The following is a 26,442-nucleotide window of genomic DNA, read 5'->3' as shown; positions in this document are numbered from 1 at the left end:
GTTGATGGTAAAGAGCCGGAATAGAAAGGGGCAGCGCGCTGCTTTTTCCATCACCCATCACCCATCACCCATTCGCCGCCCGGAGGGCCACCCATGCGGCCACTAAAACTCGAACTGCAGGGCTTCACGGCCTTCCGGCAGTTCACGGCGCTGGACTTTGGCGACCTGGAACTGTTCGCGCTGGTGGGGCCCACGGGCAGCGGCAAGAGCAGCCTGCTGGACGCCATGACCTTTGCGCTGTACGGCCAGACAGCGCGGCTGGGGGCCTCGGGGCTGGACGCGCTGATTGCGCAGGGCGAGCGCGGGCTGTCGGTCAGCCTGACCTTCGAGGTGGGGGGGCAGACCTACCGCGCCTCGCGCACCAAGGGGCGCAAGCAGGCCGAAAACGAGGTCCGCTTTGAGCGCCTGGACGAGGACGGCCGCTGGGCCAACCTCTCGGACGGCGGCGCCAAGGGCATCAGCGAGCGCATTCGCCGGGTGGTGGGGCTGGATTTCAAAACCTTCGTGCGCAGCGTGATGCTGCCGCAGGGCGAGTTCTCACGCGTGCTGCACGGCACCGGCAAGGAGCGCCAGACCCTGCTGGGCGAACTGACCGGGCTGGACCATGTGGCGGCCATGCAGCGCGTGGCCTCGGACCGGGCCAAGGAACTGAAGCACGAGGCCCAGAGTCTGAACGCCGTGCTGGCCGGCGAATACGAGGGCGTCACCCCCGAGGCCGCCGCCGCCCTGCGCGCCGAGCGCGAGGACGTGCAGTCCAGCGCCGAGCGCCTGACCGACGAGCGCGAGCGCCTTCAGGTGGCCCAGACCCGCCTGCGCGAGCAGGAACGCGTGTGGAAGGCGCGGGAAGAGGCGGCCCGGCGCCTCACGGCCCTAGAAGCGCGCGCCGCCACCGTGCAGGCCGGGGCCGGGCGCGCCGAGCAGGCCCGCCGGGTGGCCGGGGTGCTGCCGCTGCTGGACGCCGCCGAGCGCGCCCGGATTGCCGCCGAGCGCGAGGGCCGCGAAAGCCAGCTGGCCGAACAGGCGCTGCACCGGGCGCAGCAGACCGAGCAGGCGGCCCAGCAGGCCCTGGCCGCCGCCCAGGCCCAGGAGGCGCGCATTCCCGAACTGGAGGCCCGCGCCGACACCCTGCGCGAGGCCGAGGGCGACGCCGCCCGCCTGCGCCGCGCCGGGGGCACCCCCCAGACCACCCACCCCCAACCGCTGCCCTGGGACGAGGACGCCTTCCTGACCGCCCGCGAGGGCGCCCAGCGGGCCGACAAGAACCGCCAGGAGCGCGTGCAGATTGAAGCCCAGCGCGCCGCGTGGCAGGCCGATCAGGAACGCCAGCGCACCGAGCAGGCCCAGATGGGGCAGCTGGAGGCCGAGCAGGGCCGGGTGGAGCGCGAGGGCAAGGCCGCCAAGGCCGACCTGGACCGCGCCGAGGCCGCGCTGAAGGAGACGCAGGTGGCCGCCGGGGTCGCCGCCTACCGCGCCCACCTGCACCTGGGCGAGCCCTGCCCGCTGTGCGAGCAGCCGGTCCGGGTGCTGCCTGCGGGCGAGGTGCCGGATCTGGGCGCCCTGGAACGGGAGGTGGCGGCCCGCCGGGCGGCCCTGGAAGGGCGGCGGCTGCGCTACAAGGAAATTGGGCTGGAACTGGGGGCCCTGCGCCGCGCCACCGAAGCCCGCGCCGCCACCCTGCGCGACTGGGAAGAGCAGCTTGCCGCCCGCGAAACCGATCTGCGCGCCGCCGAGGCCCTGGTGAGCGGCGATCCCCAGACCCAGGCCGGGCGCCTGCTGGCCGGCCTGGCCGCCCGGGTGCGCGCGGCGGGCCCCGACCCAGCCCGCGCCCGGCAGCAGACGCTGCAGGACATCGCCAGCATTCGCACGGCGCTGCAGCGCGCCCAGGCCGACCTGGGCCGGGCCCAGGCCGAAGCCAGCGCCGCTGCCGCCACCCTGCGCGGCCTGCAGGCCGGGGCCCAGCGCCGCGCCCAGGAGGCCGAGGACGCCCGCGCCGCCCTGCAAGGCGCCCTGACCAGCCTGGGCCTGGACGCCGCCCAGGCCCGCGCCGCCGCCCTGCCCGAAGCCGAGGTGGCGGCCCTGGAAGACGCCGCGCGCACCCACGCCGCGCAACTGGCGCAGGGGCGCGTGGCCCTGGCCGACCTGGACCGCCAGCTGGGCGCCGCCCCGTTTGATCCGGCCGAGCTGGCCCAGGTGGCACGCGACCTGATTGCCACTGACGCCGCCCTGAGTGCGGCCCGCGAGCGCGCCGGGCAGCTGGCCGAACAGGAACGTGCCCTGCGCGAGCGCCTGGAGCGCAAGGCCGAGATTGAGGCCCGTGCCCAGCAGGCCTCACACACTTTCGATACCTGGCAAACGCTGACCAATAGCCTGAAAGCCAACGAGTTCCAGCAGTTCCTGCTGGCCGAGGTTGAGGCGCAACTGCTCACCCGCGCGGGGCTGCTGCTGCACGAGATCAGCGACGGCCGCTACCGCCTCGCCCTGCAAGACGGCGACTACGTGGTGCAGGACCTGTGGAACGCGGGCGAGGTGCGCGGCGTTAAAACCCTGTCGGGCGGCGAAACCTTCCTGGCGTCCCTGTCGCTGGCGATTGCCCTCAGCGACTACCTGGCGGGGAACAAGGTGCTGGGCGCGCTCTTTCTGGACGAGGGCTTCGGCACCCTGGACCCCCAGGCCCTGGAAGCGGTGGCCGGCGCCCTGGACAACCTGCGCACCCAGGGCCGCATGGTGGGCGTGGTCACCCACGTCGAGAGCCTCTCCGAGCGCCTGCCCAGCCGCCTGCTGGTCACCAAGAGCGTGGCTGGCAGCAGCGTGCAGAGGCTGGAGGGGTTGTAGGAAGTGGGGAGTGGGAAGTGGGTACGGCACCTGCGCAGACTGGGAAGGGCGTCAAGTGCTTGTTCCACTCTCTCCTTCCCACGCACCACTCCCCGTTTTTACGCCGCGCCTTCTTCCCGGTCCACCTTGGCAAAGATCATGCGGCCCACGTTGGTCTGCACATTGTTCACCACCAGCACGCGGGCGGGTTTGCCGCGCAGTTTCAGGCCGTCTTCCACCACCACCATCGTGCCGTCTTCCAGGTAACCCACGCCCTGGCCCTGCTGCTGGCCGCCCTTGGTCACAGTGATGGTCAGGTGGTCGCCCGCCTGAATCTGGGGGCGCAGCGCCACCGCCGCTTCGTGGATGCTCAGGACCTCCACCCCGTGCAGGCGGGCAATCTTGCCCAGATTGCTGTCGTTGGTCACGATCCGCGCGCCGGTTTCACGGGCGAAGCGAATCAGCTTGTCGTCGGTGGTGGGCAGGGCGGTGTCCCAGTCGGCCACCTGGATGGGGCGCAGGCCACGCAGCTCTTCCAGCACGGTCAGGCCGCGTTTGCCCCGGGTGCGTTTCTGGGGGTCCTGGTGGTCGGCCAGGGTCTGGATCTCGCGCAGAATGAACGAGGGCACCAGCAGGTCGCCGTCCAGAAACCCCGCGCGAATCAGGTCCAGTATGCGGCCGTCAATAATCACGTTGCTGTCGAGCACCTTGGCCCCGGGTTTGCGGCGCACCTGCGGAAAGGCCAGCAGACCAAACGCCTCGGCGTTGCGCACCGCAAAGGACACGAAAAACACCGCCAGCACGGCCGTCACCGCCACGTTCAGCACCCAGGTATAAAAGGGAAGACTGCGCAGCAGACTGCTGAGCAGCACGCTGAGCAGCAGCGCCACGATTAGGCCAAAGGTCGCCGCCGCCACCGTGCGGGGCGACAGGGCGGCGTACCAGCGCAAGAAACGCTGTGACACGCGGCCCAGCAGCGCCTCGGCGCGGGGGGCCAGCAGCAGGGCACTCAGGGTGCCGGCCAGCATCAGGCTCAGGGTGTTGACGGTGCCCAGCCCGCCGGTCTGGTCCGTTGCCAGCGCGCGGCCAGCCAAGTAGCCCAGGCCCAGCCCCAGCAGCATGACAAAAAGTCGAACAGCAAGCACGCCCAGCAGTGTACCTGCTTGGTGCTTAGGGCGCGCCCTGCCAGACATGAGCGAACCTTCAGCAGAATCAAGCGCTGCCGAAGAACTGTCGTTCAGCAGCGCTGATGGGCGGGGGGGGCAAGCCCCTCTTCAGGCTTCAGGACGACCGCTCGGTGCGGTAGGCCCAGCGCACCAGCCGGCTGGGTTCCTGCTCAATAAACCACGCCAGGGCGGCGCTGAGGGCCCCCACGCTGGCGGCCAGCACGAACAGGCTGGTGGCCCCCTCGTTCAGCAGCCCGTACGCGGCCACGCCGCTGGCCAGCGTCAGCAGCACCAGGGGCAACGCCGCGCCGCGCCAGTACAGCGGGCGGTCACGGTAATGCAGCCGCGCCGCACCGGAGCGCAGCGTGAAGAAGGCATAGAGGGCACAAAAGCAGGCGCCAGCCAGGAGCAACCATTCCACGTCCGTCATTCGAATGCGAATTGTAATTCAGTGCGGGCGGGACGTGCGCCCGGTTTTCCGTTAAAGCGGGACACACCCCGTTCAAAGAAAGCCCCGGCTTCCTTAAGGAAAGCCGGGTGTCTGGTAGAACCGAGGGGATTTGAACCCCTGACCCCTACCGTGTCAAGGTAGTGCTCTACCCCTGAGCTACGGTTCTGTGCAGTTTGGTCTGCGGGGTAAACTTGGAGGCGCTGACCGGACTCGAACCGGTGGTGGAGGTTTTGCAGACCTCTGCCTTACCACTTGGCTACAGCGCCGTCACTGGCTGTTGCTGTCCCTTGCGGGAGGGCTGGCAGGTCTTTCCTCTTCCAGCGGAAGGAATGTTAGCACGCGGCCCGGGGGCTGTAAACCGGCCGGCGCGGGCGCTCCGTTCTCGGGAGAGCCGGGGCAAGACCTTGCCCGTCCGCTCTGGGAACGTCACGCGGTCCTGACGCGCGGTGTACTACGCTACCCCTATGCACAACAAATGGGTGGGAGCGGCGCTGGCCGGGCTGCTGGTGTCGTGTGGCGCGGGGCAGGCCCCGGCAAATGGGTTTATCACCGGGAAAACGCTGAATATCGCCCACCAGGGCGGCGAGGACCTGTGGCCCAGCAACACCATGCTGGCCTACCGCAATGCGGCGGCGCTGGGGGTCGACCTGCTGGAAATGGACATGCACGCCACGCGCGACGGCACGCTGGTCCTCTCGCACGACGACACGCTGGACCGCCTGACCGACCGCGAAGGGCGCATTGCCGACCTGACGCTGGCCGAGGTGCTGGCCGCCGACGCCGGGTACGCCCTGTCCACCGACGGCGGCCAGACCTTTCCCTTCCGGGGCCAGGGGGTGCGGGCCGCGCAGCTGAACGAGGTGCTGGCGGCCTTTCCAGGCCTGCCCCTGATCATTGAACTCAAGCAGGCGCGGCCCAGCATCGCTGCGCCGTTCTGCAAGGCGCTGCGCGACGCGGGCGCCACCGGGCGCGTGATCGCGGCCAGCTTCAGCGACGAGGCCCTGAACGAGTTCCGCCGCGAGTGCCCGGAAGTCATGACCTCCATGACCGAGCGCGAACTGCGGCCCCTGGTGCTGCTGAGCAAGGTGGGGCTGGCCGCCCTGGCCCCCGCCCCGGGGCGGGTGGCGCAGGTGCCGGTGCGCGCTGGCGGCATTGAAGTGGTGACCCCCGGCTTCGTGCGCGCCATGCACGCGCGGGGCGTGGCCGTGCAGGTCTGGACGATCAACGACCCGGCCGAGATGCGCCGCCTGCGCGACATGGGCGTGGACGGCATCATCACCGACCGGCCGGACCTGCTGAAACGGGTGCTGGCCGAACCAGCCCCGGGCGGACGCTAGGCGCTGCTCTACACTGGGCGGGTGAAGCGTTCTTCTCTGTCATCCGCGCTGCGCCGCGCCGCCCTGATTCTGAGTCTGGGGGGCGCCGCGCAGGCCCAGCTGTTTGCCACGCCGCAGGACACGGCGGCCCAGGCGGTTCTCAAAGGCTTTACCCCGGACGGCACCGCGCTGCGCCGGGGGGCCATCACGGTCACCCTGGACGTGGCGGGCGGATACGTGGTGGGGGTCCTGACCGAAACCGACAACCTGAACGATCTGGCGCGCGGCATCGCGGCCGGCTGGGGCATGAAGGAAGCCGACATCCCCCGGCTGGCCCAGAGCCTGGGACAACCGCAGCTGCAGGCGCAGCTGGCCCAGGGCCTGCAGGATTTCAGCGACGACAACGCCACGGACTTTTTCGTGATCAAGGCCACAGGCACCGGCGCCCAGACCCGCTACCGCGCCTACACCGCCATTCAGATCTGGCCTGACAGCGCCTTTCCCGTCACCAGGAACGTGGCGGGGAGCGCAGCGGCGCCCAATACCCTGCGCATCTTCAGCGATTTCCAGTGTCCCTACTGCAAGCAGCTGTGGGACACCGCCCTGCCCGAGTGGGAGCGGCAGCCGAACGTGTACCGCACCGCCCACTACCAGTTTCCGCTGGACTTCCATAAAAACGCCTTCAGCGCCGCCGAGGCCAGCGAGTGTGCCGGCGCCCAGGGCAAGTTCTGGCCCTACGCCGACGTGCTGTTCGACCAGTTCAGCAGCTGGACCCGCCTGGACCCCAAGGACGTGTCGGGCCGCTTCAGCACGTACGCCAAGACGGCTGGCCTGGACACGGCCGCGTTCAAGACCTGCCTGGGCCAGCGCACCTTCAAGGCCAGCGTGGAGGCGCAGTACAAGGCCGGGGTGGCTCTGGGCGTGCGCGGCACCCCCACGGTGTTCCTGAACGGCATCAAGCTTATGGATTACCGCAGCGCCGAGGAGCAGGCGGTGGTGCAGGCCATCACCTCGGCCACGCCGTCGGCCGCCAGCATCATTGACGCGCGGGTCAAGAGCCTGCGCTGAGCGTGGGGAGAGGCAGGTCGGCACCGGCCTGCTTCTTTTTTGTGTCACTCTATAGTCATGCAAGGTAGAGAAAGGGACGGCAATCTGCTGCGCGGCAGCCTGGAATTCCTGCTGCTGGCCAGCCTGGAAGGCGGAGCACTGTATGGCCTGCGCATCATTCAGGACGTGCAGAACAGGACGGGCGGCCACTTCAGCTTCAAGGAGGGCACGCTGTATCCGGCCCTGCACCGCCTGGAAAAGCGCGGCCTGATCCGCGCCGAGGTGCAGCCCAGCGACGTGGGCGGCCCGCCCCGCAAGTACTACCACCTGACCGACAGCGGCGTGCGTGAATTGCACCGCCAGCGTGACGCCCAGCGCGCCCACGCCGCCGCCCTGCGCCCCTTCCTGGAGTTCGCATGACTCCTGAAGAACGCTTTGTGCGCGCCGCCACGCGGGGCCTGCGGGGCCAGGCCCGCCGCGACGCGCAGGCCGAGTTGCGCTCGCACATCCACGAGCGGGCCGCGCAACTGCAACTGATCCTGGGCGCCACCGCCGAGGCCGACGCCCGCGCCCAGGCAATGCGTGAACTGGGCGCGCCAGCCCACATCGCCCGGGGCCTGCGCCGCACCCACTGGCGCTGGTCGGCGGGCATGGGGGTGCTGGCCGCCTCGGTGCTGCTGACCAGCTGGGTGGCGAATGCCTACAGCCGGGGGCAGGAGGACGTGACGCGGTTGGTCAACAGAGTGCTGTTTCCATCAGCCCAATGGGTTGATCCCTGTCAGGGACGGTCCGCGTGCCTGGCCATTTACAGCGATGGTCCGCTGACTGCCCAGGAGATTAAGAGTTATGGGATTATGCCGTTTTCGGAGGCACGCGGCTTTCTGAAAGGTCTGGGCGTGCAGACACATGGTCTCTTTCAGAAGACCTTGGTGATGCCCGGCGAGGCCGCGCTGAGTGCCAAGCCATTTACTGTAGAGGTGGGCCGATTAGGACACGCTGGCGTGAAACGCGGTTATCTGAACGTCGCTGAGGCCCTGGCCGAGGGGGCGAGGCAGGGTTGGCCGCTGCAGGTAGACGGCGTCACCTTGGGGGTGCGAGTGGCTGGGCGGCCCATCGCCCCAGACACGCAGTTGGGCCTGCGCACCATTGAGGCTTACCTGGAAAACGAACTGGATCAGAAATTGACCCCGGCGGTTCGGGCTGCGGCCCAGGTGCAGGAGTCGCTCGGTGAGCCCGCTTTTAAATCGAAGGCCTGGGCTTTCGAGGCAAGAGCCTTAGCGGCGGCAACGCTCGGGTCCATCTTGTACAACCGGGTGAATCTGGCGGTGTCGCGCCCTGGTCAGCTCTATGCCCTGGTCACGTTCAGCCCGCGGCGTGTGTTTCCAAATCAGGTCTTGTTGCCTGCGCTGAATGCATGGGTGGTGTCTTCGCAAGGTGGCCGTCTCTCTTTTCCAGTGGTGGCACAGGGTGAAGAACGGCCTCAACTCAACTTCGTGGCGTCCCAGTCACAGTTTCTGGATGAACTTCGGGCGGGGCGTGAGGCGGCCATGCTGCTGGCCGTCCCCAACGACCTGACGCCCATGGGCCAACTGCATGTCGTGCCGCTGCCCCCGGGACCCGTGACGGCAGGGTGTAGCGCCTGCCCAGAGGCGCGCACGGTGCAGGTGCCGTAAAGAAGGGGGCTCAGCAGACAAACGCCAGGGACTCTCCACAGTCCCTGGCGCTTCAGTGTTGTTGCTCCGGTTTACGCCCGCGTTCTGTACCGCTCCAGCAGTTCGGCCTTCAGGTCGTCAAAGGCCACGCCCTTGCGCTCCTTGTGGCCTTCGGGCGTGCGCTCGCGCACACTCACCTCGCGGGCCTCGGCTTCCTTGTCGCCCACAATCAGCATGACCGGGATCTTGCTCAGCTCGGCCGTGCGCACCTTGGCCTGCATGCGGTTAGAGCTGTCGTCCACCTCGGCGCGCAGACCGGCGGCGTGCAGTTCGGCGCGCAGGGCTTCGGCATAGTCGTTGTGACGGTCGGCAATGGGGATGATCATCACCTGCCGGGGCGCCAGCCACAGCGGGAAGTCCCCGGCGTAGTGCTCGATCAGGATGCCCACAAAGCGCTCCAGGCTGCCGAAGGGCGCGCGGTGAATCACGATGGGGCGGTGGTCCTGACCGTCCTCGCCCACGTAGCTCAGGTCAAAGCGCTCGGGCAGGTTGGGGTCCACCTGAATGGTGCCCAGCTGCCACTCGCGGCCCAGCACGTCCTTGACCACGAAATCCAGCTTGGGGCCGTAAAAGGCGGCGTCGCCCGGCTCTATGGAGTAGGGCAACCCCACCTCTTCCACGGCGGCGATGATCTGCCCCTCGGCCATCTCCCAGTAGCTGTCCTCGCCCACGTACTTCTCGCTCCCCGGGTCGCGGGTGCCCACGCGGAAGCGCACGTCGTTCATACCAAACGTCTTCAGCACCAGCACCGTCAGGTCCAGCACGTTCAGGAATTCGCTTTTCAGCTGATCCGGGCGGCAGAAGATGTGGGCGTCATCCTGCGTGAAGCCGCGCACGCGGGTCAGCCCGTTCAGTTCGCCGGACTGCTCGTAGCGGTACACCGTGCCGAACTCCGCCAGACGCACCGGCAGATCGCGGTAGCTGCGGGGCTTGCTGGCGTAAATCCGCATGTGGTGCGGGCAGTTCATCGGCTTGAGCATGTACTCCTCGTCATCCACCGTGATGGGCGAGAAGTTGGAGTCACTGTAGTTCTGGTAGTGCCCGCTGGTCTTGTACAGGTCCAGGTTGCCGATGTTCGGCGTGATCACGCCCTGGTAGCCGCGCTGGAACTGCTGCTGCTTCAGAAAGGCCGCCAGTTCCTCGCGCAGCACTGTGCCGTTGGGCAGCCACAGCGGCAGGCCCCGGCCCACCAGCGGGTCAATGGTGAAGAGTTCCAGCTCCTTGCCCAGCTTGCGGTGGTCGCGCCTCTTGGCTTCTTCCAGGGCGTGCAGGTACTCGTCGAGTTCCTTCTGCGTGGCAAAGGCCACCCCGTACACCCGCTGCAGGATGGGGTTTTTCTCGTTGCCGCGCCAGTAGGCGCCGCTGGTGCTCATCAGCTTGAAGCTGCCCGGCAGCTTGCCCGTGTTGGGGAAATGCGGGCCCCGGCACAGGTCCACGTAGTCGCCCTGCTGGTAGAGCGTGATGGCCTCATCGTCGGGCAGATCGCGGATGAGTTCCTGCTTGTAGGGATCGTGGGGAAACTGCGCCAGGGCCTCGGCCTTGCTCACCTCGCGGCGGCTGAAGGGCAGGCCCCGGGCGATGATCTCGCGCATCAGGCGCTCGATTTCGGGCAGGTCTTCTTCTCTCAGCGGCTCGGGCAGGTCGAAATCCTGATACCAGCCGTTCTCGATGCTGGGGCCCACGCCGCGCTTGACCGCCTCGGCGCTGTGGCCCCTGGCGCGGTAGAACTCGCCCACCGCCTGGCTCATGACGTGCCCCAGCGAGTGGCGGAACACGGGGGCGGCGTCGGCCGGGTTTTTCTTGGTGATCAGCGTGATGCGCGCGCCGTCGGGCAGCGGGCTCATCAGGTCCACGAGGTCGCCGTTGGCGGTGGCGGCCAGGGCGTCACCTGCGAGGCGGGGGCCAATGGCCTGGGCGGCGTCCAGGGCCGTGGCGCCCTGGGGCAGATCAAGTTGTTTTCCGTCGGGCAGCGTTACGTGCATGTTCAACCTCGTTTGACAATAAAAAAGCCCGGTCTGGCCGCGTGTCCAGCAAAGACGCCTGAAAACCGCTGTGGGGTTCTCAGGCGCGCAGAGTTCGCGTGATCAGACCGGGCTGTGCAGACATCGGCTGCCGCCACACGCCGCCCATCACCAGACCGGAGTGATGGCAGGGGGGCTTCATGGGGGCAGGATAGCGGCCCAGGTGGGGCAGCGGCAAGGGCGGGCGCCGGGTCTAGGATGGGCCCATGTCTCCGGTGCCTGTGGCGGTGCAGACCGAAACCGTCCCCCGCTGGTGGCCCTGGGTGCGGCTGGCCCTGGTGCTGCCGCTGCTGTTCCTCCCTGCACTGACCGTGGGTCCAGTGCTGCTGGGCCTGCCGGTCTACCGCGTGCAAGGCGGCCAGATCACGGCCAGGTCGCTGGGGGCCCACACGGTGATTCCAGCCGGAACGCCCGTGGAGCGCCGTCCCGTTGGGCTGCGCGGCAAGGAGGTCGGCTCGGTTCTGCCCGGTTACACCGTGGGCCTGTTCCGCACCGACCTGGGGCGCGCCCAGGTGTTCAGCGACAGCTCGCAGGACGTGGCGGCGCTGGTGTTCGCCACCCGCCCCCCCACCGTCCTGACCCCCGCCGACCCAGACGCCCTGCTGCGGGCGTGGCGGGCGGGAGAGACGGCGACATTTCGCCCGGCGCAGCCCGCGCGCCCTGGCTGGGAGCTGCTGCTGCTGGTGCCCCTGCTGCCACTGGTGGCCTTTCTGTTCAGCCGGCCCCGGGTGCGCTACCTGCTGGACGGGGACGCGCTGGTGGTGCGGACGGCCGGCACCACCACCCGTTTTCCCCGCGCCGGCACGCGCGCCACGCTCACCACCGTGCCGCTGGGCCTGCGGCTGTTTGGCACCGCGCTGCCGGGCTATTACAGCGGCACCTTCAGCACGGGCGCGGTGCCCGGTGGCCGGGTCCAGGCCGCCGCCGGAAGCAGCCGCCCCGCGCAGGCCCTGCTGCTGGAGGCCGGTGGGCCCACCTTCTACCTCACGCCGCAGGACCCGGAAACGCTGGCTGCTTGGTTCACGCCGGCCCCCTGATTCACCAGGGCAGGCCCCGCAGCCCCACGGTGCCGGGCGGCCAGTCGCCCAGGGCGCGGCGCACCGGCAGAATCAGCGTGGGCCCGGCGTTGGTCACCCACTCGCCCTCATCGGGGTCCAGAAAGTGGGCGGGGTTGGGCACGCGGCTCAGACCGCTGCGTTCATAAAAAGGGGCCACCTCTTCGCGGCACTGCAAAAAGGCAAAGTCGGCCAGGGCCTGGGCCCGCAGAAACGCCGCGAGTTCGCCCAGCAACTGCCGGCCCAGCCCCTGCCCCTGCACGGCTGGGTGGGTGGCGACCCCGCCCACGCCCATGAGCGTCAGCGCCTGCCCGCCTACCTCGGCCACGCGCCGCCCACAGCCCAGTTGCGCGGCCGGGCGCCCATCTGGCCCTGCCAGCCACAGGTGCCATTCTGGCTCGCTGCCCCAGAAGGACGTGCCCGCCCAGAACGCCGCCCATTGCGGGTAGGCGGCCTGCAGCAGGGCGCGCAGGTCCTGTTCCAGCTCTGGTGTGACTCCAGCGCGCGCGGTGAGGTGCGCCGTCCAGGTCATACGGATTCCGTCCATTTCCGGAAATCCGTACTTTTCCTTCTCTGCTTCGCAGCTCTGCGAGTCCCTCTGGTCGGAAAAATTCCATAACACGTTACGGAATTTTTCGGAAGTCGTATCACTGGCCGCGCTCCGGGTGCGGGCGGCGGGTGTTCTCGGCGCCGAAGTCCAGCTCGAAGAAACGGTAGCCCTCCTGCACCTCGTCACCTGGGGTGTACCCCATGCCCACGTAAGCGGGGGTCGCTTCGCGCAGGTTGGCATACCAGTACAGGTGGCGCAGGCCCCGGCCCCGTGCCCAGGCCTCCACCTCGCGCATCAGGGCGCGGCCCACGCCCTGGCGGCGGGCGGCCGGGTGGGTGTACAGGTCGTGCAGCTTGGCGGTGCGGTGGGCGTGGCCCGAGCGCAGGTCCGGGCCGGTGTCGTGCGCGGCGGCGTAGCCCAGCACTTGCCCGCCCTGAAAGGCCCCCAGCAGCGCCCAGTCGGGGTGGGCGCAGAAGGCCGGAAAGCGTTCGGCCAGCGCCGCTTCATCGTCAACAAAGCCCATGTCCAGCAGCATGGGGCGCACCTGCGCGAAATCTGCGGGACGCAGGGGCCGGATGGTGGGGGACACAGGAGGGGACATGGGGGCAGTGTGGCGAACAGGGGCCCCGCCCAGCCTCGGCCAATTGGCGCATGGCGCTTGGGGGGAGCGGCTGCCTACGCTCTGGCGTATGTCCACGCCCTTTGCCCAGCTGTCCCGCCCCGCACAGGTGGCGCGCCTGCGCGCTTCGGCCCAGGCGGCCCTGCAGGCCTACCCGCTGGAGGTCCGGCGCCTGCGCCTGCTCAATCACGGCTTCAACACCACGTTCCGCGTGGACACCACCAGCGGCGAGCGCTACGCCCTGCGCCTGAACGTCAATTCGCGGCGGTCCCCGGCTCAGCTGGCCGCCGAGGTGGCGTGGCTGGCGGCCCTGGCCCGGGACACCGACCTGCAGCTGCCGGTGCCGCAGCCCCGCCGCGACGGCGCTCTGCTGGGCGAGGTCTGGAACGAGGCGCTGGGCCACGCCCTGCCCGCCACCCTGTTTTCCTGGCTGCCGGGCCGGGACCTGGGGGAACAGGCCACGCCCCGGCAGCTGCGCGAGGTGGGGCGCGCGGCGGCCCTCCTGCACCGCCACGCCCAGGGCTTCACGCTGCCCGCTGGCGCGGCCCTGCAGTCCCTGCGGGACCCCCTGATGGGCATGGGCGACCACCTGCGCCCCGGGCCGCTGCTCCCCGAAGACGCGCTGGCCGTGGTTCAGGCGGTGCGCACCCAGGTGGACGCTGTCCTGGCGCGCCTGTATGCTGCGCAGGCCCCGCGCCCGCTGCACGCGGACCTGCACCTGTGGAACGTGAAATGGCACCGTGGGCGCCTGAGCGTCTTTGATTTCGATGACAGCGGCCTGGGCCTGCCCGTGCAGGACCTGACCATCAGCGCCTATTACCTGCGGCCCAAAGCAGAGCTGGAAGCGGCCCTGCTGGACGGTTACGCCGCTGTGGCCCCCCTGCCCGATGTAGCCCCGCCCGACTACGAAACCCTGGTGGCGGGCCGGGCGGTGGTCCTGCTGAACGACCTGCTGGTGAACACAAACGCCGAGTGGCAGGCCATCCTGCCGCGCTACGTGCCCAACAGCGTGACCAAGCTGCGCGCCTACCTGGACAGCGGCGTGTTCCGCCACGACGTGCCGGGCCTGCTGGACAAGGCGTAATAAGGCTTCCGGTTCATCAGTTGTGGAGCAACTGATGAACCCGACCGGAGGGACTCGCAGAGCTGCCCAGCAGAGAAGGAGAAGCGGTGACGGAGAGGAGTGGAAGCACCGTAGCGAAGCGGAGGGCCTGGAACAGACCATCCGGAATCCGTATAACGGGGCCAGAGCGGCGAAAGGCCCACCAAGGCAAACGCCCCGGCCATGTGGCGGCCGGGGCGAAAAAAACCTGGGATTACCAGTTGCTGGCGGGGGCGGCGGCGCCCGTGTTCAGGCCCTTGGGGTTCGGCCCCCACTTGTTGGCCCCGGGCTCGCTGTCGAGCACCGTGAACACCAGAATGACGATGCTGCCAAACGGAATCAGGTTCAGCAGGTACCACCAGCCGCTCTTGCCGGTGTCGTGCAGGCGGCGCACGGTGACGGCCAGGGTGGGCAGGATCATTGCCAGCGTGTACACCGCGTACAGGATCGAGAAGATGCCCGCCAGTCCACCAGCGCCGAACGGCAGGCCCGTCTCGCCCTGCGACATGGACGAGATGTAGGCCGGATACCAGGGCAGCATCAGCAGCACCAGAATGATGGTGTTGATCAGTGTAAACATCCAGAATTCGCGGCGCCGGGCGCGGCCCCGGAAGTTGGCGTAGTTGTTCTTGATGACCTTCAGATACTCGTTCATAGGCAAACCTCCCCTTGTTGCGTGAGAACAGTCTAAGCCTCACATTGGGTCTATGTGGAACGATGTGCGGCGGGCGATGGGGGTACTGCTGGTGGGGAGCCTGGTGGCCTGTGCGCCAGCGGTGACCGGCTCAGCAGACGCAGGTCTAAACGCGCCGCGCGTGACCCTGGAAGCTGGGCGCCCCGAGCGCCTGCGGCTCGTGGTGATGGGCGACCAGGGCACCGGCACCGATATTCAGCGGCGGGTGGCCCAGGGGATGGCCGCCGTGTGCGCTGCCCAGGGCTGCGACCTGGGCGCGGCACTGGGAGACAACTTCTACCCGGCGGGTCCCCGAGAGGCGACCTCGCCCCTGTTTCGCGAGCGCTTTGAAGCCCTGTATGGCCCGCTGGGCATTCCTTTCGTCATGGTGCTCGGCAACCACGATGAATCCTGGCTCTGGGGCGGCGACGGTGCCGATCCGCGCGGCGCGGCGGCCCAGGTGGCCTACAGCCGCCTCAATCCGCAGTGGGTGATGCCGGGGCGCCAGTATCAGGCCAGCGTGGGCGGCCTGCTGGACCTGTTCGTGGTGGACACCGCGCCGCTGGCCGCCTACCTGCCCTCGGTGCAGCCCCAGGAGCGGCCCGGTGGGCCCTGGGACGCGGCGCAGCGCGCATGGCTGGCGCGCAGCGTGGCCCAGAGTGTGGCCCGCTGGCGGCTGGTGCTGGGGCACCATCCCCTGTACAGCAACGGCAAACACGGCGACGCCGGGGCCTACGACAACCTGCCCTTCGCCTTTCAGCGCGGCGGCGCTGTGCGCGAGCTGTACAAGGTGGCCTGTACCCAGGCCGACCTGCTGCTCAGCGGCCACGACCACGCCCTGCAGGTGTTTGCCCCGCAGCCGGGTTGCCCCGGCACCTGGACCGCCGTGAGCGGCGCCGCTGGCGAGGTGGGCGGCAGCCGCCGGGGCACGCGCCCCGCCGCCTTCGAGGTGTACGGCCAGCCCGGCTTTCTGTGGCTGGACATCACCCCAGAGACGCTGACCATCCGCGCCTACACGGTGGGGGAGGGCGGCGCCGTCACCATGACCGAGACAGCCCGCCTGACCAAACGCCCATGAACAGCGGTGCGTGGGGTCGCCATGACCACGCACGCACCGCTTCCCACGGCTCATGTCTCAGAACTGGTCTACCACTGGCGCAGAGGAGCATCACTCTGGGAGCCCAGTGCCTTTGGATTGCCACCCCAATCATTCTCGTCATCCTCACTGTCCTGAACCAGGAAAAACAGCAACACCAGTGGACCCACCAGTGGAATGAGGGCAATCAGCTGCCACCATCCGCTTCTGCCCGTGTCGTGCAGGCGGCGCACGCTGACGGCCAGGCCAGGCACCAAGATGAACAAGGTGTACAGACCGTCCAGTACGCCCAAGCTTCTCAGCGGGTTAGTGGTATCTGGAGTAAGGGTCCAACCTAGCGCATTGCTCATGACACTCAGGCTCAACGAGACAAAGAAGTTGACAAGGACGAACATCCAGTACTCGCGGCGGCGGGCACGACCTTTAAAGTTGGCGTAATTCCCCCGTATGACCTTCAAATATTCATTCATATGCCTCTCCACAAAGCTCTTGGTGGAGGGAGTTTATGAGGACCGCTGCCCCTCTTCAAGCGAAGTTGTGGTGCTGAGTCGGCCCAAGAGGAACGCCAGAGGCTTGTACGCTGGACCCAAAGTCGCCCACCCGCCACCCTGCCCCAAACCGCAGAGCGCGGAAGGCCACCTTCCCGCCTCCCGCGCCCCGCCCCCTGCTTCCTTGCCTTACAGCCCCGCCTGCGCCAGAAACGCATCCAGCTTCTGCGGGCGGAAACCGCTCAGGCTGGCGGCCACGTCGCCGTGCACCAGCGTGGGCACGCTGCGCTTGCCGCCGTTCACGCTCATCACGTACTGGGCGGCCTGCTCGTCCTGCTCAATGTTGATTTCCTCGTAGGCCAGTCCCTTGCTGGTCAGGGCGCGTTTGGCCGCGTGGCAGTCGGGGCACCAGCTCGTCGTGTACATCTTGATCATGGTCGTCCTCCGGGCGGGCCGGCTTGGCCCACATCACCAGTTTACAAAATAAAGCATTCGGCTGCCCAGGCTGTCCGGAAGCCGTGAACAGCCCACCGCCCGCTGGGGGGGTGGGCTGCTGGGAGCAGGCTTACGCGCTGGCTGCAGCGGCGCTGTCGCCCGGCGCGGCCGGGGCGCTGCCGTCCTCGGCCACGGCGGCGCGCTCTTTCTTGGGCGCGGGCGCGGCTTTGGGGGTCATGATCATGTTCATGTCCATGCCCATCATGCTGGGGTTGCTTTCGGGGGCCCCCACATCGGCCAGCACTTCGGCCACGCGGACCAGAATGCGCTCACCCAGTTCGGGGTGGGTGCGCTCGCGGCCACGGAACATGATGGTGACCTTGACCTTGTGGCCTTCTTCCAGAAAGCGCCGGACGTGCCCGGTTTTGGTGTTGAAGTCGTGGTCGTCAATCTTCACGCGGAACTTGATCGCCTTGACTTCCTGCGCGCGGGCCCGCTTGCGGTTTTCCTTCTCGTTCTGCTGCTGTTCGTAGCGGAACCGGCCATAGTCGAGCAGGCGGCACACAGGGGGCACGGCCTGGGGGCTGACCATCACCAGGTCCATCCCGGCCTCGCGCGCCATCTGCATGGCGTCACGCGTATCAATAATGCCCACCTGCTCACCTTCAGCGCCGATCAGGCGAATCTGGCGCACCCGAATCTGCTCGTTGACCTTGTGTTCTTTCGCTATGTTCATCACCTCCGCCGCGCTCCGGGGCACGCTGGCTCTCCGGGCGGCTTCGCCCACCTCTGACGGGACGAGACAGCCCCAGTCTACCACGCCCCCCCGCCTTCGCCCCCGGCGCTCTGCCATGCTGGGCAGCGTGACTGCGCCTGACTTTGCTGCGCCCGCGCCCGGCGCCCCCGCCTGGCCCACCGCCGCCACCTTCGGCCCCCAGGCCGCCCGCAACCCCGACCTGGAGGTGCTGCTCACCGACGGCCTGGGCGGCTTTGCCCTCAGCAGCCTCGCCGGGGTGCCCACGCGCTGCTACTCGGGCCTGGTGGTCAGCGCCCAGCCGCCCGTGCAGCGCGCCGCGCAGTTTGTCTCGCCGCACGAGGTGCTGCGCCTGAGCACCCGCGCGGGCCTGCGCGAGGTGGCCCTGCACGCCCTGGAAATTGCGCCCGGGGTCTTTGAAGGGCAGGGGCTGGACGTGCTGAGCGGCGCCGCGCTGCTGGACCTGCTGCCCGAACGCGAACAGGCGGTGGGCGGCGTAACCGTGCGCCGCCGCGCCTTCAGCCCGCGTGGCTCGGGGGCGGTGGTCTTTCTGTACGAGGTGCAGAGCCGCGAACCCGTCAGCCTCGTGCTGGGCGGCTACTTCGTGGACCGCGACATGCACGCGGTGCACCGTCACGCCCCGGACCTGACCTTCAGCGCCGCTGGCCGCGAGGTGGCGGTGCAGGGCGAGCGCCTGACCCGCGTGACTGTGCACGCGCCCGGCGCGGCCCTGGGCACCCTGGAGCCGCGCCCCTTCACCCAGCGCGTGTACTACCGCCACGACGCGGCGCGCGGCGAACCCGATCACGAGTACGTGCGCGGCGCTGCCCTGTGGGACCTGAGCTTTCCGGCTGGCGGCGGGCGCGCGGCCCTGGTGGTGCAGGGCCTGACCCCCGCCACGGGCGAGGTCACGGTGGAAGACCCCTGGGCCGCCTACGCCCAGGAGGCCGCCCGCCGCCGCGCGCTGGCCGCGCAGGCCCAGGCCGTGACCGGGGTGCGCGACGACCTCGTGGCCACCCTGGCGGTCGCCGCCGACGCCTACCTTGTGCGCCGCGCCCAGCCGGCCGGCACCACGGTGATCGCGGGCTACCCCTGGTTTGCCGACTGGGGCCGCGACACCATGATCGCGCTGACTGGTGTAGCGCTGCTGACGGGGCGCTGGACCGAAGCGCGCGAGATTCTGGACACCTTCCTGCGCACGCTGCGCCGGGGCCTGATTCCGAACAACTTTCACGAGGACGGCGCTGGCGCGGGCTACAACACGGTGGACGGCGCCCTGTGGCTGGCGGTGGCCCTGGAACGCTACGTGACCGTGACCGGCGACCTGGACTTTGCGCGCTTGGCGCTCCCGGCCCTGCGCGAATTACTGGACTGGCACCGGCGCGGCACCGACCACGGCATCCGCGCCGACACTGACGGCCTGCTGTTGGCCGGCGAGGGCGGCGTGCAGCTGACCTGGATGGACGTGAAAATTGGCGACTGGGTGGTGACCCCCCGGCACGGCAAGCCCGTGGAGATTCAGGGGCTGTGGCTCTCGGCGCTGGGGGCCGAGGGGCGGCTCTCGGCGGCGCTGGGCCAGCCGGCGCAGTTCGCCGGGGCGCTGGCGCAGGCGCAGGCCAGCTTCGCGCGGTTCTGGCAGGAAGGCGCCTACGCCGACACCCTGGACCCCCAGGGCCTGCCGGACCACAGCCTGCGTCCCAACGTGGCCCTGGCGCTGGCCCTGCCCGACACGCCTGCCACCCCGGCCCAGGTGGCGGCGGCGGTGGGGGACCTGGAAACGGAACTGCTGACCCCCCTGGGCCTGCACACCCTGTCGCCGCTGGACCCGCGCTACAAGGGCAATTACGGCGGCGCGCAGGTGCAGCGCGACGCGGCCTACCACCAGGGCACGGTCTGGCCCTGGCCGCTCACGGCGTTTGTCGAACTGCTGCTCTCCCGGGGCGAGGTGGGGCCGGCGCGCGCGGCCCTCCACGGCCTGATGGGCCATGTGTGGGACGCCGGGCTGGGCCACGTTTCAGAGGTGTTTGCGGGCGACAGCCTGCGCCCGGGGGGCTGCCCGTTTCAGGCCTGGAGCGTGGCTGAACTGCTGCGCGCCCACGTGCTGGTCTCGCGTGCTGAAGCGCAGCGGGCCGCTGCGCCCACCGGGTCCTGAATGTCGCCCCTGGGCGCAGAAAGCTGTCCAGGGTGCGCGCGGAGGGTGACTTGACGTCCCCAGGACACCAATTCTACGATCAGCCCATGCTGCGCCCCTGCTGTCCTGCCCCCTGTTGCCCGGTGAGGGCTGTGGCGAGGGCCAGTGCGGGCGCCTCGCAGGCTGGCCGCTGTGGGTGACCTGCTGCTGCCCCCCCAGGCCACCCAGGTGGGGCTGGCGGTGGATGTGGCGGCCTTTGCCATGCACGCCGGGGAACTGCGGGTGCTGCTGGTGCAGCGCGGCGAACTGCCCCACGCCCGCGACTGGGCGCTGCCCGGCGGCTTCGTGCACCCCGGCGAGGAACTGCATGAGGCGGCCCTGCGCGAACTGCGCACCGAAACCACCGTGGAACTGGAACCCCGGCACCTGGAACAGTTCTTCACCTTTGGCGAGGTCAACCGCGATCCGCGCGGGCGCATCGTGAGCGTGGCGCATCTGGCGGTGCTGCCTGCCGGTGCCGTGGAGGTCAGCGGTGGGGGCCACACCCTGGGCGCGGCGTGGCTCAGCGCCCACCAGCCGCCCCGGCTGGCCTTTGACCATCAGGCGATTCTGGACCGGGCACTGGGGCGGCTGCAGCTGCGCCTGGAATACGCCAACCTCGCGCTGGAATTCCTGCCCGACACCTTTACCCTTCCCGAATTGCAGGGGGTCTTTGAGGCCATCTTGAACCGCAAGCTGGACAAGCGCAATTTCCGCAAGCGCGTGCTGTCGCAGGGCACCCTGATGCCCAGCGGCGAGCGCCGCAGTGGCGTGGGCCGCCCCGCCCAGCTGTACCGCCGCGCCAAGGGCACCCGCACCCCGGCGCTGTAAGGGGGCGGGGGAATTCAAGCAGGGCCGAAGGCAGGCTGCACTGTGGTGCCGCCAGTGCAGCGCAGCCTCAGTGGCCTCATAAGGGTTCCGGTTCAGCAGTTCTTGCCTCACGGATGAACCCGACCGGAGGGACTGGCAGAGCGGCGCCGCAGAGAAGGAACAACGGTGACGGAGCGGCGTGGAAGTACCGCAGCGACGGGGCGGGGCCGTCACGGATCATCCGGAAGCCGTATCAGGGACAGAGCGGTTGGGGCACTCTGCCGAGCCTGGCGGCAGATGGCCAGGACCAAGCGAGGGGGGTGCGGCTAATCCGGATTGCCGTCCGTTTCTGCCTCCCGTGCTGTTCTGGATGTTCTCTGTGTTCGGCGCCTTTTGGGGCCCAGGCGCGGAGATCCGCAGTTGCTCATGCGCTGCTCCGCAGTTCTGCGGTTCCCTGAAGCCGAAACCATTCTGGAACGTCTTTCAGAATGGTTCGGAAGACGCAGGAATGGGGGCAGCGCACTCAAGCTCCAGGGTCTGCGTGGTCCGGGTTGCGGCTGTAGGCCCCAAAGCCCGCCTGGGCCCCCCGTCAACCTGCACCGTTTCTGCCAACGGCACAACCAGCGTCTCGCTTAGTCTTCTGCTTCGTCCTCGTCGTAGTCGGGGTCTTCGTCCGTCTGGTCATCGTCTCCGGCCCAGTCGCGGACCAGATTCGTGCGGCGCAGGTCGTCGCGTGGGGCGCTCAGGCGGGCCTGTTCGCGGTCCTCGCCGCTCATCACGCCCTGGGCGCGGGCCAGCACCGGCACGTCGGCGGCCTCTACTCCGTACCGCTCGGCCAGATACGCCGCCACCCAGGCGCCGAAGTACCACAGGGCCAGTTGCCCAGGGTAGCCCTGCGCGCCCCCTGGGTAGGGCACATGAATGATCTCGTCAATGCGCGACTCCAGCACCTCGCGCGCCAGCAGCAGGGTGTCGTCGGCGTCGCCCAGCAGCAGCGCCACCTTGGCGTCGCCCTTCTCGTGCTGCGCTTCAAAGGCGCCCGTCACCAGCGGCAGGCTGTCGCCCAGCAGGGGCACGGCCAGCGTCTTGGCGGTGCGGGCCAGGAGCTGTTGCCACGCGTGGGGCAGGGCCTCGGCGTCGGGGGCAGCCAGCAGCAGGGGCGTGCGGCCCCACAGGCTCCAGGCGAGGTCGCGCGCCGGGTTGCCTTCCGTGACATGGGGCGCGCAACGCGCGGCGAGGTCCTGAAGCAGGGCGTCGGCGGCGCGGGCGTCCTCGTTGTGGCCGCTGGCGTGGGCCACGTACTGGGCAAAGTGGTAGGTGGCCAGGGGGCCGCCCGGCACCAGCACGTCAATTTCCTCGGGGGTGCCGCCCGTGGCCACGCGGCGCACCTGCGCGCCCGCCACAGTGGCCAGATCGGCGTAGTCGGTGGCCAGGGCGCCGGCGTCGGGGCTGCCCAGCACGAACTGGGTGCCGCTGCGCGCCAGGGTGCCGGGCACCAGACTCTGGGCGAGGTGCGCGGCCAGGGTGCCCTCGCCGGTCCCCACTAAGCCGTAGGGCCCCTCTTCCGGGCGGTCGGGGCCCGCGTAGGCGCCGGGCAGGGTTTCAAGCAGGGTCAGGAGGTGAGCGCTCATAGGGTTCAGGGTAGCTCAGTGGGGGCCCGGCACGCGGCTGGGCCGGGGCCAAAAAGCCCCTGCCAGACGGGCCCGCAGGCCTTCACCTCCACTTAACCTTGCATGCTAGAATCCGGCGCGTGCGCTTCTGGACGGCCCCTGTGAGGGCAAAACACATCACCCCGCCGGAGTGGCAGGGTGAGGGGGGTGGCGCGCTCGACTGGACTCGAACCAGTGACCTTTGGCTCCGGAGGCCAACGCTCTATCCACCTGAGCTACGAGCGCAAAGCTCCGGTACCCTAGCACTTCGTATGAAGGAGATCAAGTGAACAAGAAGAAACTCGTGAACGTCCTGATGGGCGTTCTGGCCCTGCTGCTCATCGTGGGCATGGCCTATCAGTTCACGCCCAACCTGGGCGACCTGTTTGGGCGCAAGCAGCAAGGCACCCCGGCCCTGACGGTCAACGGCACCACCGTGACCGTGGAGGACCTGGAAGCGGTGCGCCGCAGCAACCCGGTTCTGAGCAGCACCGACACCGGCCTGCTGGCCGACGACTTCAAGACCTACGTGGTGGCCCAGAAGGTCGAGCAGACCCTGGTGACCAATGCCGTCAAGGACATCAAGGTCAGCCGCAATGACGTCAGCGCCAAGGTCAAGGAAGTGCGCGAGGCGAACAACCTGACCGACAACAAGAAGTGGACCGACGCGCTGCAGGGCGCGGGCCTGACTGACGCCAGCTACCGCGAGCAGGTGCGCCAGAGCCTCGCCATTGAGCGCAAGGTCGACGAACTGAAAAAGGCCGTGCCCGCTCCCACCGAGGCTGAACTGCGCGCCTACTACGACCTGAACCCCGAGCGCTTCCAGACCGATGCCCGCATTCAGGGCCGCCAGATCGTGGTGGCCGACAAGGCCAAGGCGCAGGAGCTGCTGAAGCAGCTGAAGGGCGGCGCCGACTTCGCCAAGCTGGCGGGCGAGAACAGCACCGAGTTCAAGGACCGGGGCGGCGCCCTGGGGCCCATTGAGAACGGCGTGCCCCGGCCGGTGGCGCAGGTGGCCCTGCCCAGCGAGGTGGGCGCGGCGGCCTTTGCGCTGCGCGAGGGTGGCCTGACCGACGTGGTGGAAAGCGGCGGCAAGTTCTACATCGTGAAGGTGGAAAAGTACCTGCCCCCCGCCCCCAAGCCCTTTGAGGACGCCAAGAGCGACCTGACGACCGCCGTGACTGAGCAGAAGCAGAACGCCGCCCTGGAAGCCTGGGTGCGCGACCTGAAAAAAGACGTGAAGGTCGAGTACAAGGACATCAACTGGAAGACGGAGAACCCCACCGTCGCCAGCGTGGCCGGCCAGGACATTCCCTACTCGGATCTGGTGGGGCAGGTGGTGAACAACCAGCAGTTCGCGGGTCTGCTGCAGCAGGTGCCCGCCGAACAGGCCGCCGGTCTGGTAAACGGCATTCTGAAGCCCCAGACGGTGCAGCAGCTGATTCAGGCCTACGCGGCCCCTACGATTGCCGAGCGCCTGAAGCTGAACCTCACCGGCACCCGCCAGGAACTGGCGGCGGCGCTGGCGGCCTACGGCGGACGCAGCGCCAAGGTGACCGACGCCGACATTCAGGCCTTTTACACCCAGAACAAGGCGCAGTACGAGAACCCCGCCAGCGCGGCGGTGGCCGAAGCCAACTTCAAGGACCAGGCAAAGGCCGTGGCGTTCCGCAATGGTTTCTCGGGCGGCAACTTTGTCACGGCGGCCAGCAAGGCGGGCGGCACCGTCAGCGAGCGCGGCACCGTGACGGCGGGCGACGGCGCCCTGAGCGAAGAACTGAACGCGGCCGTGTTCACCGCCAAGAGCCTGAAAGACGCGGGCGAAGGCAGCCTGAGCGACGTGGTGAAGGTGGGCGAGCGCTTCGTGGTGCTGTATGTCACCGACCTGAAGCCCGCCACCACCCAGCCCCTGAGCGCCGTGCGCAGCGAGATTGAAGCGCAGGTGCTGGCCCAGAAGAAGAGCGAGGCCGGCCAGAAGTTCCTGGAAACCCAGGTGGCCGCCCTGAAGCCCACGGACAACCTGAAGGCCGTGCTGGCCGCCCAGGAAAAGCGCGTGGCCGCCCAGACCCCCAAGGCCCCCGCCAAGACGGACGCTCCCAAGACCGACACCTCTAAAACGGACACCCCGGCCCAGGAAGGCAGCGGCCAGGGCAGCACCGGCGCCCCCGCCGGCGGCACCAGCAACCGCTAACCTTTAACCCACAGCGCCGCCGCCCCGCGTTCACGGGGCGGCGGTTTCGTTGTGTTCTGCTCCTGGGTTACTTCGCCACAGCGCGCAGCAGTTCGCGGGCGCGCTGCAGGTGCTGTTGCAGGGCCGGCAGGCTGGCGGCAGCGTGGGCGCGCAGGCCCGCGTGGGTGCCCGCCTTGCTGTAGGCGGTAAACAGATTGACCGCCTGCTCGTGCGCCGAGACCTGCGCGGCCAGGAAAGCCCGGTCAAAGGCGTCGCCCTGCTGCACCTGCAGCGCGCGGTACTGCAGTTCGCGGGCGGTGTCCAGCGCCGTGGGCAGGCGCTGCAACAGAGGGGTAGCCAGCGGCGTCAGGCGGCGGGTGGCGGCGGTGTGGTCCTGAATCAGGCGCTGGGCAAAGGCCTTGACTTCTGGGCGCGCGCTGCGGCTGGCGGCCAGCCCCGAGGTGCGAATTTCGAACTGGTCGCTCAGGGCGGCCTGGGTGGCAAAACAGGCGTCGGTGGTGCGGGCGGCGGTGCTGGTGCCTGCCCCGCTGCCGGTCCCGGTGGCCGCGCTGCTGCCCGGGGTGCTGGTCCCCCGGCCCCCAGTGCCCTGGCTCCCCTGGGTCTGGCTGCCGCTACCAGCGCTTCCCGTGCTCTGGCTCCCAGACCCCGAATTGCCGCTGCCCTGGCTGCCCGTGCCCTGGCCGCTGCCCGAGCTGCCACTGCCGGTTGCCCCAGTGCCAGCCGAGCCGGGGCCCGATGAGCCCGTGCCTGTCCCGGTGCCTGACGTGCTGGCGCTGCCGCCGGTCTGCCCAGCGCCGCTCCCACTGGTGGCCGCACCACTGGTCCCGCCCGAACCCGACGCCGCGCCGCTGCGGGTGCCGCCCGTGCCGGCCGCCGCGCCCGTCGTCGTTGCGGGGGCTGCTCTGGTGCCAGAGGTCGCCAGACCGCACAGCGCGCTGGGTGAGGGGCTGGGCGCGAGGACAGTGGTCGAGGGCGTACTGGCGCTCTGGGAGGTGTTCTGGGTCGTGCTGCTCTGGGAGGGCGTGCTCTGGGCAGCGGCGCCCAGCAGCAGGGTCGGAAGCAGCAGCAGGGATCGAAGAGCAGTCATGGGGTCTCCTTTGATGGTCCGGGCGCCAGGGCCCGCTGGCCCCCAGGCCACGCCGGGATCGTCCCCAGCTTCGGAGAGTGGCCTGCGGGGGCGGTGAAGAGGCCATGCAGCGCCCGGGGGCCCGGCTGCGTGCCCACGCCTGGGTTGGGTCAATGGCCGTTGGGGCCTCCCTCATGAAGGGGGCAGCCCTGGGGGCCGTGCCGTCTCGCGCCATGCACTAGAATCGGCCGGTTATGCCGCGCGTGTTTTCTGGAATTCAGCCGACGGGTGAGCCGCACATCGGGAACTACTTCGGGGCCATGCGCAACTATGTGGCGCTGGGCGAGCAGTACGGAAAAAACTCGATTTACTGCGTGGTGGACCTGCACGCGCCCACCAACCCGGCGGCCTTTGATCCGGCGCTGCTGTCCCAGCGCACCCTGGACATGGCGGTGGCGAACTTCGCGGCGGGCCTGAACCCCGAGAAGGTGATTTTCTTCGTGCAGTCGCATGTGCGCGAGCACGCCGAACTGGGCTGGCTGTTTACCCTGCTGACCCCGGTGGGCGAGCTGGAACGCATGACCCAGTACAAGGACAAGGCCCAGAAACTGGAAAGCACCCCGGCCGGCCTGCTGATGTACCCCGTGCTGCAGGCCGCCGACATCCTGCTCTACAAGGCCGACACCGTGCCCGTGGGCGAGGATCAGGTGCAGCACATTGAGCTGACCCGCGAGATTGCGCGCAAGTTCAACCACGCGTTTGGCGAGACCTTTCCCGAGCCCAAGGCGGTGCTGGCCGAGGGCGCCCTGCGCATTCCCGGTGTGGACGGCCAGGGCAAGATGAGCAAAAGCAAGGGCGAGGCCAGCACCCTGGGCATTCTGGAGCCGCTGGATTCGATCTGGCAGAAGCTGCGCGTGGCCCCCACCGACCCCGCCCGTGTGCGCCGCACCGACCCCGGCGATCCCGACAAGTGCCTGGTGGGCGACTACCACAAGCTGTTCAGCGACGCCGATACGCTGGCCGAGATCTATGTGGGCTGCCGCACGGCCGGCATTGGCTGCGTGGACTGCAAGAAAAAGCTGATGGCGAACATCACCGGGCACCTGACCCCCATTCAGGAGCGCGCCGCCGTGCTGAAGGCCGACCCCGACTACGTGCGCGACGCCCTGGTGCAGGGCGCCAAGGAAGCGCGCGCCATTGCCCAGCCGGTGATGGACGAGGCGCGGGCCAGGGTCGGCTTCCTGCACCTTTAAGCTGGCC

23 protein-coding genes and 3 tRNA genes are annotated in these 26,442 nt (G+C 69.1%); 12 read left to right on the top strand and 14 right to left on the bottom strand.

All coding sequences use genetic code 11. From position 1 onward, the window contains the following. Positions 1–93: 93 nt before the first annotated feature. On the top strand, positions 94–2,832 hold the full coding sequence (locus K7W41_RS08030; RefSeq protein ID WP_224606664.1) for an AAA family ATPase: 2,739 nt from the start codon (positions 94–96) through the stop codon (positions 2,830–2,832). A gap of 98 nt (positions 2,833–2,930) precedes the next feature. Here K7W41_RS08030 and K7W41_RS08025 read toward each other — a convergent pair whose 3' ends face one another. The 4 genes from K7W41_RS08025 to K7W41_RS08010 all read right to left on the bottom strand — a co-directional run bounded on the left by K7W41_RS08025 (position 2,931) and on the right by K7W41_RS08010 (position 4,694). After that, positions 2,931–3,956: a PIN/TRAM domain-containing protein gene (locus K7W41_RS08025; protein ID WP_224606661.1), complete on the bottom strand. Its 1,026-nt coding sequence runs from the start codon at positions 3,954–3,956 to the stop codon at positions 2,931–2,933. A 136-nt stretch (positions 3,957–4,092) separates the two neighbouring features. Continuing rightward, a complete protein-coding gene (locus tag K7W41_RS08020) occupies positions 4,093–4,407 on the bottom strand; it encodes a hypothetical protein (protein ID WP_224606658.1) in 315 nt (104 codons plus the stop codon). Between the two features lie 112 nt (positions 4,408–4,519). Further along, a tRNA-Val gene (locus tag K7W41_RS08015) sits at positions 4,520–4,594 on the bottom strand. Between the two features lie 26 nt (positions 4,595–4,620). Continuing rightward, positions 4,621–4,694: transfer RNA gene (locus tag K7W41_RS08010), tRNA-Cys, on the bottom strand. Positions 4,695–4,892: 198 nt separating this feature from the next. Between K7W41_RS08010 and K7W41_RS08005 the strand changes: the two genes are divergently transcribed. From K7W41_RS08005 to K7W41_RS07990, 4 genes are read left to right on the top strand one after another with little or no spacing between them, the layout of a single operon-like run. After that, positions 4,893–5,765 (top strand): glycerophosphodiester phosphodiesterase, encoded by an 873-nt coding sequence (locus tag K7W41_RS08005; RefSeq protein ID WP_224606656.1) that lies wholly within the window; start codon positions 4,893–4,895, stop codon positions 5,763–5,765. Positions 5,766–5,786: 21 nt separating this feature from the next. Continuing rightward, entirely contained in the window at positions 5,787–6,812 is a 1,026-nt protein-coding gene (locus K7W41_RS08000; protein WP_224606654.1) for a DsbA family protein, read from the top strand. A gap of 57 nt (positions 6,813–6,869) precedes the next feature. Continuing rightward, positions 6,870–7,211 (top strand): PadR family transcriptional regulator, encoded by a 342-nt coding sequence (locus tag K7W41_RS07995; protein WP_224606652.1) that lies wholly within the window; start codon positions 6,870–6,872, stop codon positions 7,209–7,211. Beyond that, complete coding sequence (locus tag K7W41_RS07990; protein WP_224606650.1) at positions 7,208–8,464, top strand: permease prefix domain 1-containing protein; 1,257 nt, start codon at positions 7,208–7,210, stop codon at positions 8,462–8,464. Before K7W41_RS07995 ends, K7W41_RS07990 begins: the two co-directional genes overlap by 4 nt. Before the next feature lie 71 nt (positions 8,465–8,535). On the opposite strand, the gene thrS is transcribed toward K7W41_RS07990, so the two are convergent. After that, entirely contained in the window at positions 8,536–10,485 is a 1,950-nt protein-coding gene (gene thrS / locus K7W41_RS07985) for a threonine--tRNA ligase (RefSeq protein ID WP_224606648.1), read from the bottom strand. A 245-nt stretch (positions 10,486–10,730) separates the two neighbouring features. Here thrS and K7W41_RS07980 point away from each other — a divergent pair, with 245 nt between their 5' ends. Continuing rightward, positions 10,731–11,561, top strand: coding sequence for a PH domain-containing protein (locus tag K7W41_RS07980; RefSeq protein ID WP_224606646.1), 831 nt, complete (start codon positions 10,731–10,733; stop codon positions 11,559–11,561). 1 nt (position 11,562) lies between these two features. Here the strand turns inward: K7W41_RS07980 and K7W41_RS07975 are convergent, their stop codons facing one another. Both K7W41_RS07975 and K7W41_RS07970 read right to left on the bottom strand, forming a co-directional pair. Further along, positions 11,563–12,126, bottom strand: coding sequence for a GNAT family N-acetyltransferase (locus tag K7W41_RS07975; protein ID WP_224606644.1), 564 nt, complete (start codon positions 12,124–12,126; stop codon positions 11,563–11,565). 100 nt (positions 12,127–12,226) lie between these two features. Then, positions 12,227–12,730, bottom strand: coding sequence for a GNAT family N-acetyltransferase (locus tag K7W41_RS07970; RefSeq protein WP_224606641.1), 504 nt, complete (start codon positions 12,728–12,730; stop codon positions 12,227–12,229). Between the two features lie 88 nt (positions 12,731–12,818). Between K7W41_RS07970 and K7W41_RS07965 the strand changes: the two genes are divergently transcribed. Then, complete coding sequence (locus K7W41_RS07965; protein WP_224606638.1) at positions 12,819–13,832, top strand: phosphotransferase enzyme family protein; 1,014 nt, start codon at positions 12,819–12,821, stop codon at positions 13,830–13,832. A 232-nt stretch (positions 13,833–14,064) separates the two neighbouring features. Here the strand turns inward: K7W41_RS07965 and K7W41_RS07960 are convergent, their stop codons facing one another. Then, positions 14,065–14,505, bottom strand: coding sequence for a DUF805 domain-containing protein (locus tag K7W41_RS07960; RefSeq protein ID WP_224606635.1), 441 nt, complete (start codon positions 14,503–14,505; stop codon positions 14,065–14,067). A 52-nt stretch (positions 14,506–14,557) separates the two neighbouring features. Between K7W41_RS07960 and K7W41_RS07955 the strand changes: the two genes are divergently transcribed. Beyond that, the gene (locus tag K7W41_RS07955; protein WP_224606630.1) at positions 14,558–15,601 is read left to right on the top strand and encodes a metallophosphoesterase; all 1,044 of its coding nucleotides are present in this window, start codon (positions 14,558–14,560) and stop codon (positions 15,599–15,601) included. 68 nt (positions 15,602–15,669) lie between these two features. Here the strand turns inward: K7W41_RS07955 and K7W41_RS07950 are convergent, their stop codons facing one another. From K7W41_RS07950 to infC, 3 genes are all read right to left on the bottom strand, one after another. Then, on the bottom strand, positions 15,670–16,089 hold the full coding sequence (locus K7W41_RS07950) for a DUF805 domain-containing protein (RefSeq protein WP_224606626.1): 420 nt from the start codon (positions 16,087–16,089) through the stop codon (positions 15,670–15,672). Positions 16,090–16,296: 207 nt separating this feature from the next. Then, positions 16,297–16,542, bottom strand: coding sequence for a glutaredoxin domain-containing protein (locus K7W41_RS07945; RefSeq protein WP_221088060.1), 246 nt, complete (start codon positions 16,540–16,542; stop codon positions 16,297–16,299). A gap of 130 nt (positions 16,543–16,672) precedes the next feature. Beyond that, a complete protein-coding gene (gene infC / locus K7W41_RS07940; RefSeq protein WP_221088508.1) occupies positions 16,673–17,281 on the bottom strand; it encodes a translation initiation factor IF-3 in 609 nt (202 codons plus the stop codon). A 124-nt stretch (positions 17,282–17,405) separates the two neighbouring features. On the opposite strand from infC, the gene K7W41_RS07935 reads away from it, so the two are divergent. Then, positions 17,406–19,448 carry an amylo-alpha-1,6-glucosidase gene (locus K7W41_RS07935; RefSeq protein ID WP_318010902.1) on the top strand — a complete coding sequence of 681 codons (2,043 nt, stop codon included), beginning with the start codon at positions 17,406–17,408 and terminating at the stop codon, positions 19,446–19,448. 171 nt (positions 19,449–19,619) lie between these two features. Then, positions 19,620–20,297 (top strand): NUDIX hydrolase, encoded by a 678-nt coding sequence (locus K7W41_RS07930; RefSeq protein ID WP_221088062.1) that lies wholly within the window; start codon positions 19,620–19,622, stop codon positions 20,295–20,297. A 611-nt stretch (positions 20,298–20,908) separates the two neighbouring features. On the opposite strand, the gene K7W41_RS07925 is transcribed toward K7W41_RS07930, so the two are convergent. Further along, positions 20,909–21,907 (bottom strand): SIS domain-containing protein, encoded by a 999-nt coding sequence (locus K7W41_RS07925; protein WP_224606620.1) that lies wholly within the window; start codon positions 21,905–21,907, stop codon positions 20,909–20,911. 187 nt (positions 21,908–22,094) lie between these two features. Continuing rightward, a tRNA-Arg gene (locus tag K7W41_RS07920) sits at positions 22,095–22,171 on the bottom strand. A gap of 40 nt (positions 22,172–22,211) precedes the next feature. On the opposite strand from K7W41_RS07920, the gene K7W41_RS07915 reads away from it, so the two are divergent. Beyond that, on the top strand, positions 22,212–24,116 hold the full coding sequence (locus tag K7W41_RS07915; protein WP_224606617.1) for a peptidyl-prolyl cis-trans isomerase: 1,905 nt from the start codon (positions 22,212–22,214) through the stop codon (positions 24,114–24,116). A gap of 67 nt (positions 24,117–24,183) precedes the next feature. Here the strand turns inward: K7W41_RS07915 and K7W41_RS07910 are convergent, their stop codons facing one another. Then, complete coding sequence (locus K7W41_RS07910; RefSeq protein ID WP_224606615.1) at positions 24,184–25,203, bottom strand: DUF4142 domain-containing protein; 1,020 nt, start codon at positions 25,201–25,203, stop codon at positions 24,184–24,186. 233 nt (positions 25,204–25,436) lie between these two features. Between K7W41_RS07910 and trpS the strand changes: the two genes are divergently transcribed. Continuing rightward, a complete protein-coding gene (gene trpS, locus K7W41_RS07905) occupies positions 25,437–26,435 on the top strand; it encodes a tryptophan--tRNA ligase (RefSeq protein ID WP_224606613.1) in 999 nt (332 codons plus the stop codon). Positions 26,436–26,442: the final 7 nt, after the last annotated feature.

The organism is Deinococcus multiflagellatus, from assembly GCF_020166415.1.
Taxonomy (GTDB): domain Bacteria; phylum Deinococcota; class Deinococci; order Deinococcales; family Deinococcaceae; genus Deinococcus; species Deinococcus multiflagellatus.
Note: the sequence above shows the minus strand (reverse complement) of the source record. Positions and strands in the feature narration are given on the sequence as shown.

What these genes read in the sequence shown, in the direction of transcription:
- K7W41_RS07950 (WP_224606626.1), bottom strand. Translation starts at nt 16,089, where the DNA reads ATGAATGAATATTTGAAGGTCATACGGGGGAATTACGCCAACTTTAAA.
- K7W41_RS07945 (WP_221088060.1), bottom strand. Translation starts at nt 16,542, where the DNA reads ATGATCAAGATGTACACGACGAGCTGGTGCCCCGACTGCCACGCGGCC.
- K7W41_RS08030 (WP_224606664.1), top strand. Translation starts at nt 94, where the DNA reads ATGCGGCCACTAAAACTCGAACTGCAGGGCTTCACGGCCTTCCGGCAG.
- K7W41_RS08020 (WP_224606658.1), bottom strand. Translation starts at nt 4,407, where the DNA reads ATGACGGACGTGGAATGGTTGCTCCTGGCTGGCGCCTGCTTTTGTGCC.
- thrS (WP_224606648.1), bottom strand. Translation starts at nt 10,485, where the DNA reads ATGCACGTAACGCTGCCCGACGGAAAACAACTTGATCTGCCCCAGGGC.
- K7W41_RS07910 (WP_224606615.1), bottom strand. Translation starts at nt 25,203, where the DNA reads ATGACTGCTCTTCGATCCCTGCTGCTGCTTCCGACCCTGCTGCTGGGC.
- K7W41_RS07980 (WP_224606646.1), top strand. Translation starts at nt 10,731, where the DNA reads ATGTCTCCGGTGCCTGTGGCGGTGCAGACCGAAACCGTCCCCCGCTGG.
- trpS (WP_224606613.1), top strand. Translation starts at nt 25,437, where the DNA reads ATGCCGCGCGTGTTTTCTGGAATTCAGCCGACGGGTGAGCCGCACATC.
- K7W41_RS07960 (WP_224606635.1), bottom strand. Translation starts at nt 14,505, where the DNA reads ATGAACGAGTATCTGAAGGTCATCAAGAACAACTACGCCAACTTCCGG.
- K7W41_RS08005 (WP_224606656.1), top strand. Translation starts at nt 4,893, where the DNA reads ATGCACAACAAATGGGTGGGAGCGGCGCTGGCCGGGCTGCTGGTGTCG.
- K7W41_RS07955 (WP_224606630.1), top strand. Translation starts at nt 14,558, where the DNA reads ATGTGGAACGATGTGCGGCGGGCGATGGGGGTACTGCTGGTGGGGAGC.
- K7W41_RS07995 (WP_224606652.1), top strand. Translation starts at nt 6,870, where the DNA reads ATGCAAGGTAGAGAAAGGGACGGCAATCTGCTGCGCGGCAGCCTGGAA.
- K7W41_RS07925 (WP_224606620.1), bottom strand. Translation starts at nt 21,907, where the DNA reads ATGAGCGCTCACCTCCTGACCCTGCTTGAAACCCTGCCCGGCGCCTAC.
- K7W41_RS07990 (WP_224606650.1), top strand. Translation starts at nt 7,208, where the DNA reads ATGACTCCTGAAGAACGCTTTGTGCGCGCCGCCACGCGGGGCCTGCGG.
- K7W41_RS07970 (WP_224606641.1), bottom strand. Translation starts at nt 12,730, where the DNA reads ATGTCCCCTCCTGTGTCCCCCACCATCCGGCCCCTGCGTCCCGCAGAT.
- K7W41_RS07965 (WP_224606638.1), top strand. Translation starts at nt 12,819, where the DNA reads ATGTCCACGCCCTTTGCCCAGCTGTCCCGCCCCGCACAGGTGGCGCGC.
- K7W41_RS07975 (WP_224606644.1), bottom strand. Translation starts at nt 12,126, where the DNA reads ATGGACGGAATCCGTATGACCTGGACGGCGCACCTCACCGCGCGCGCT.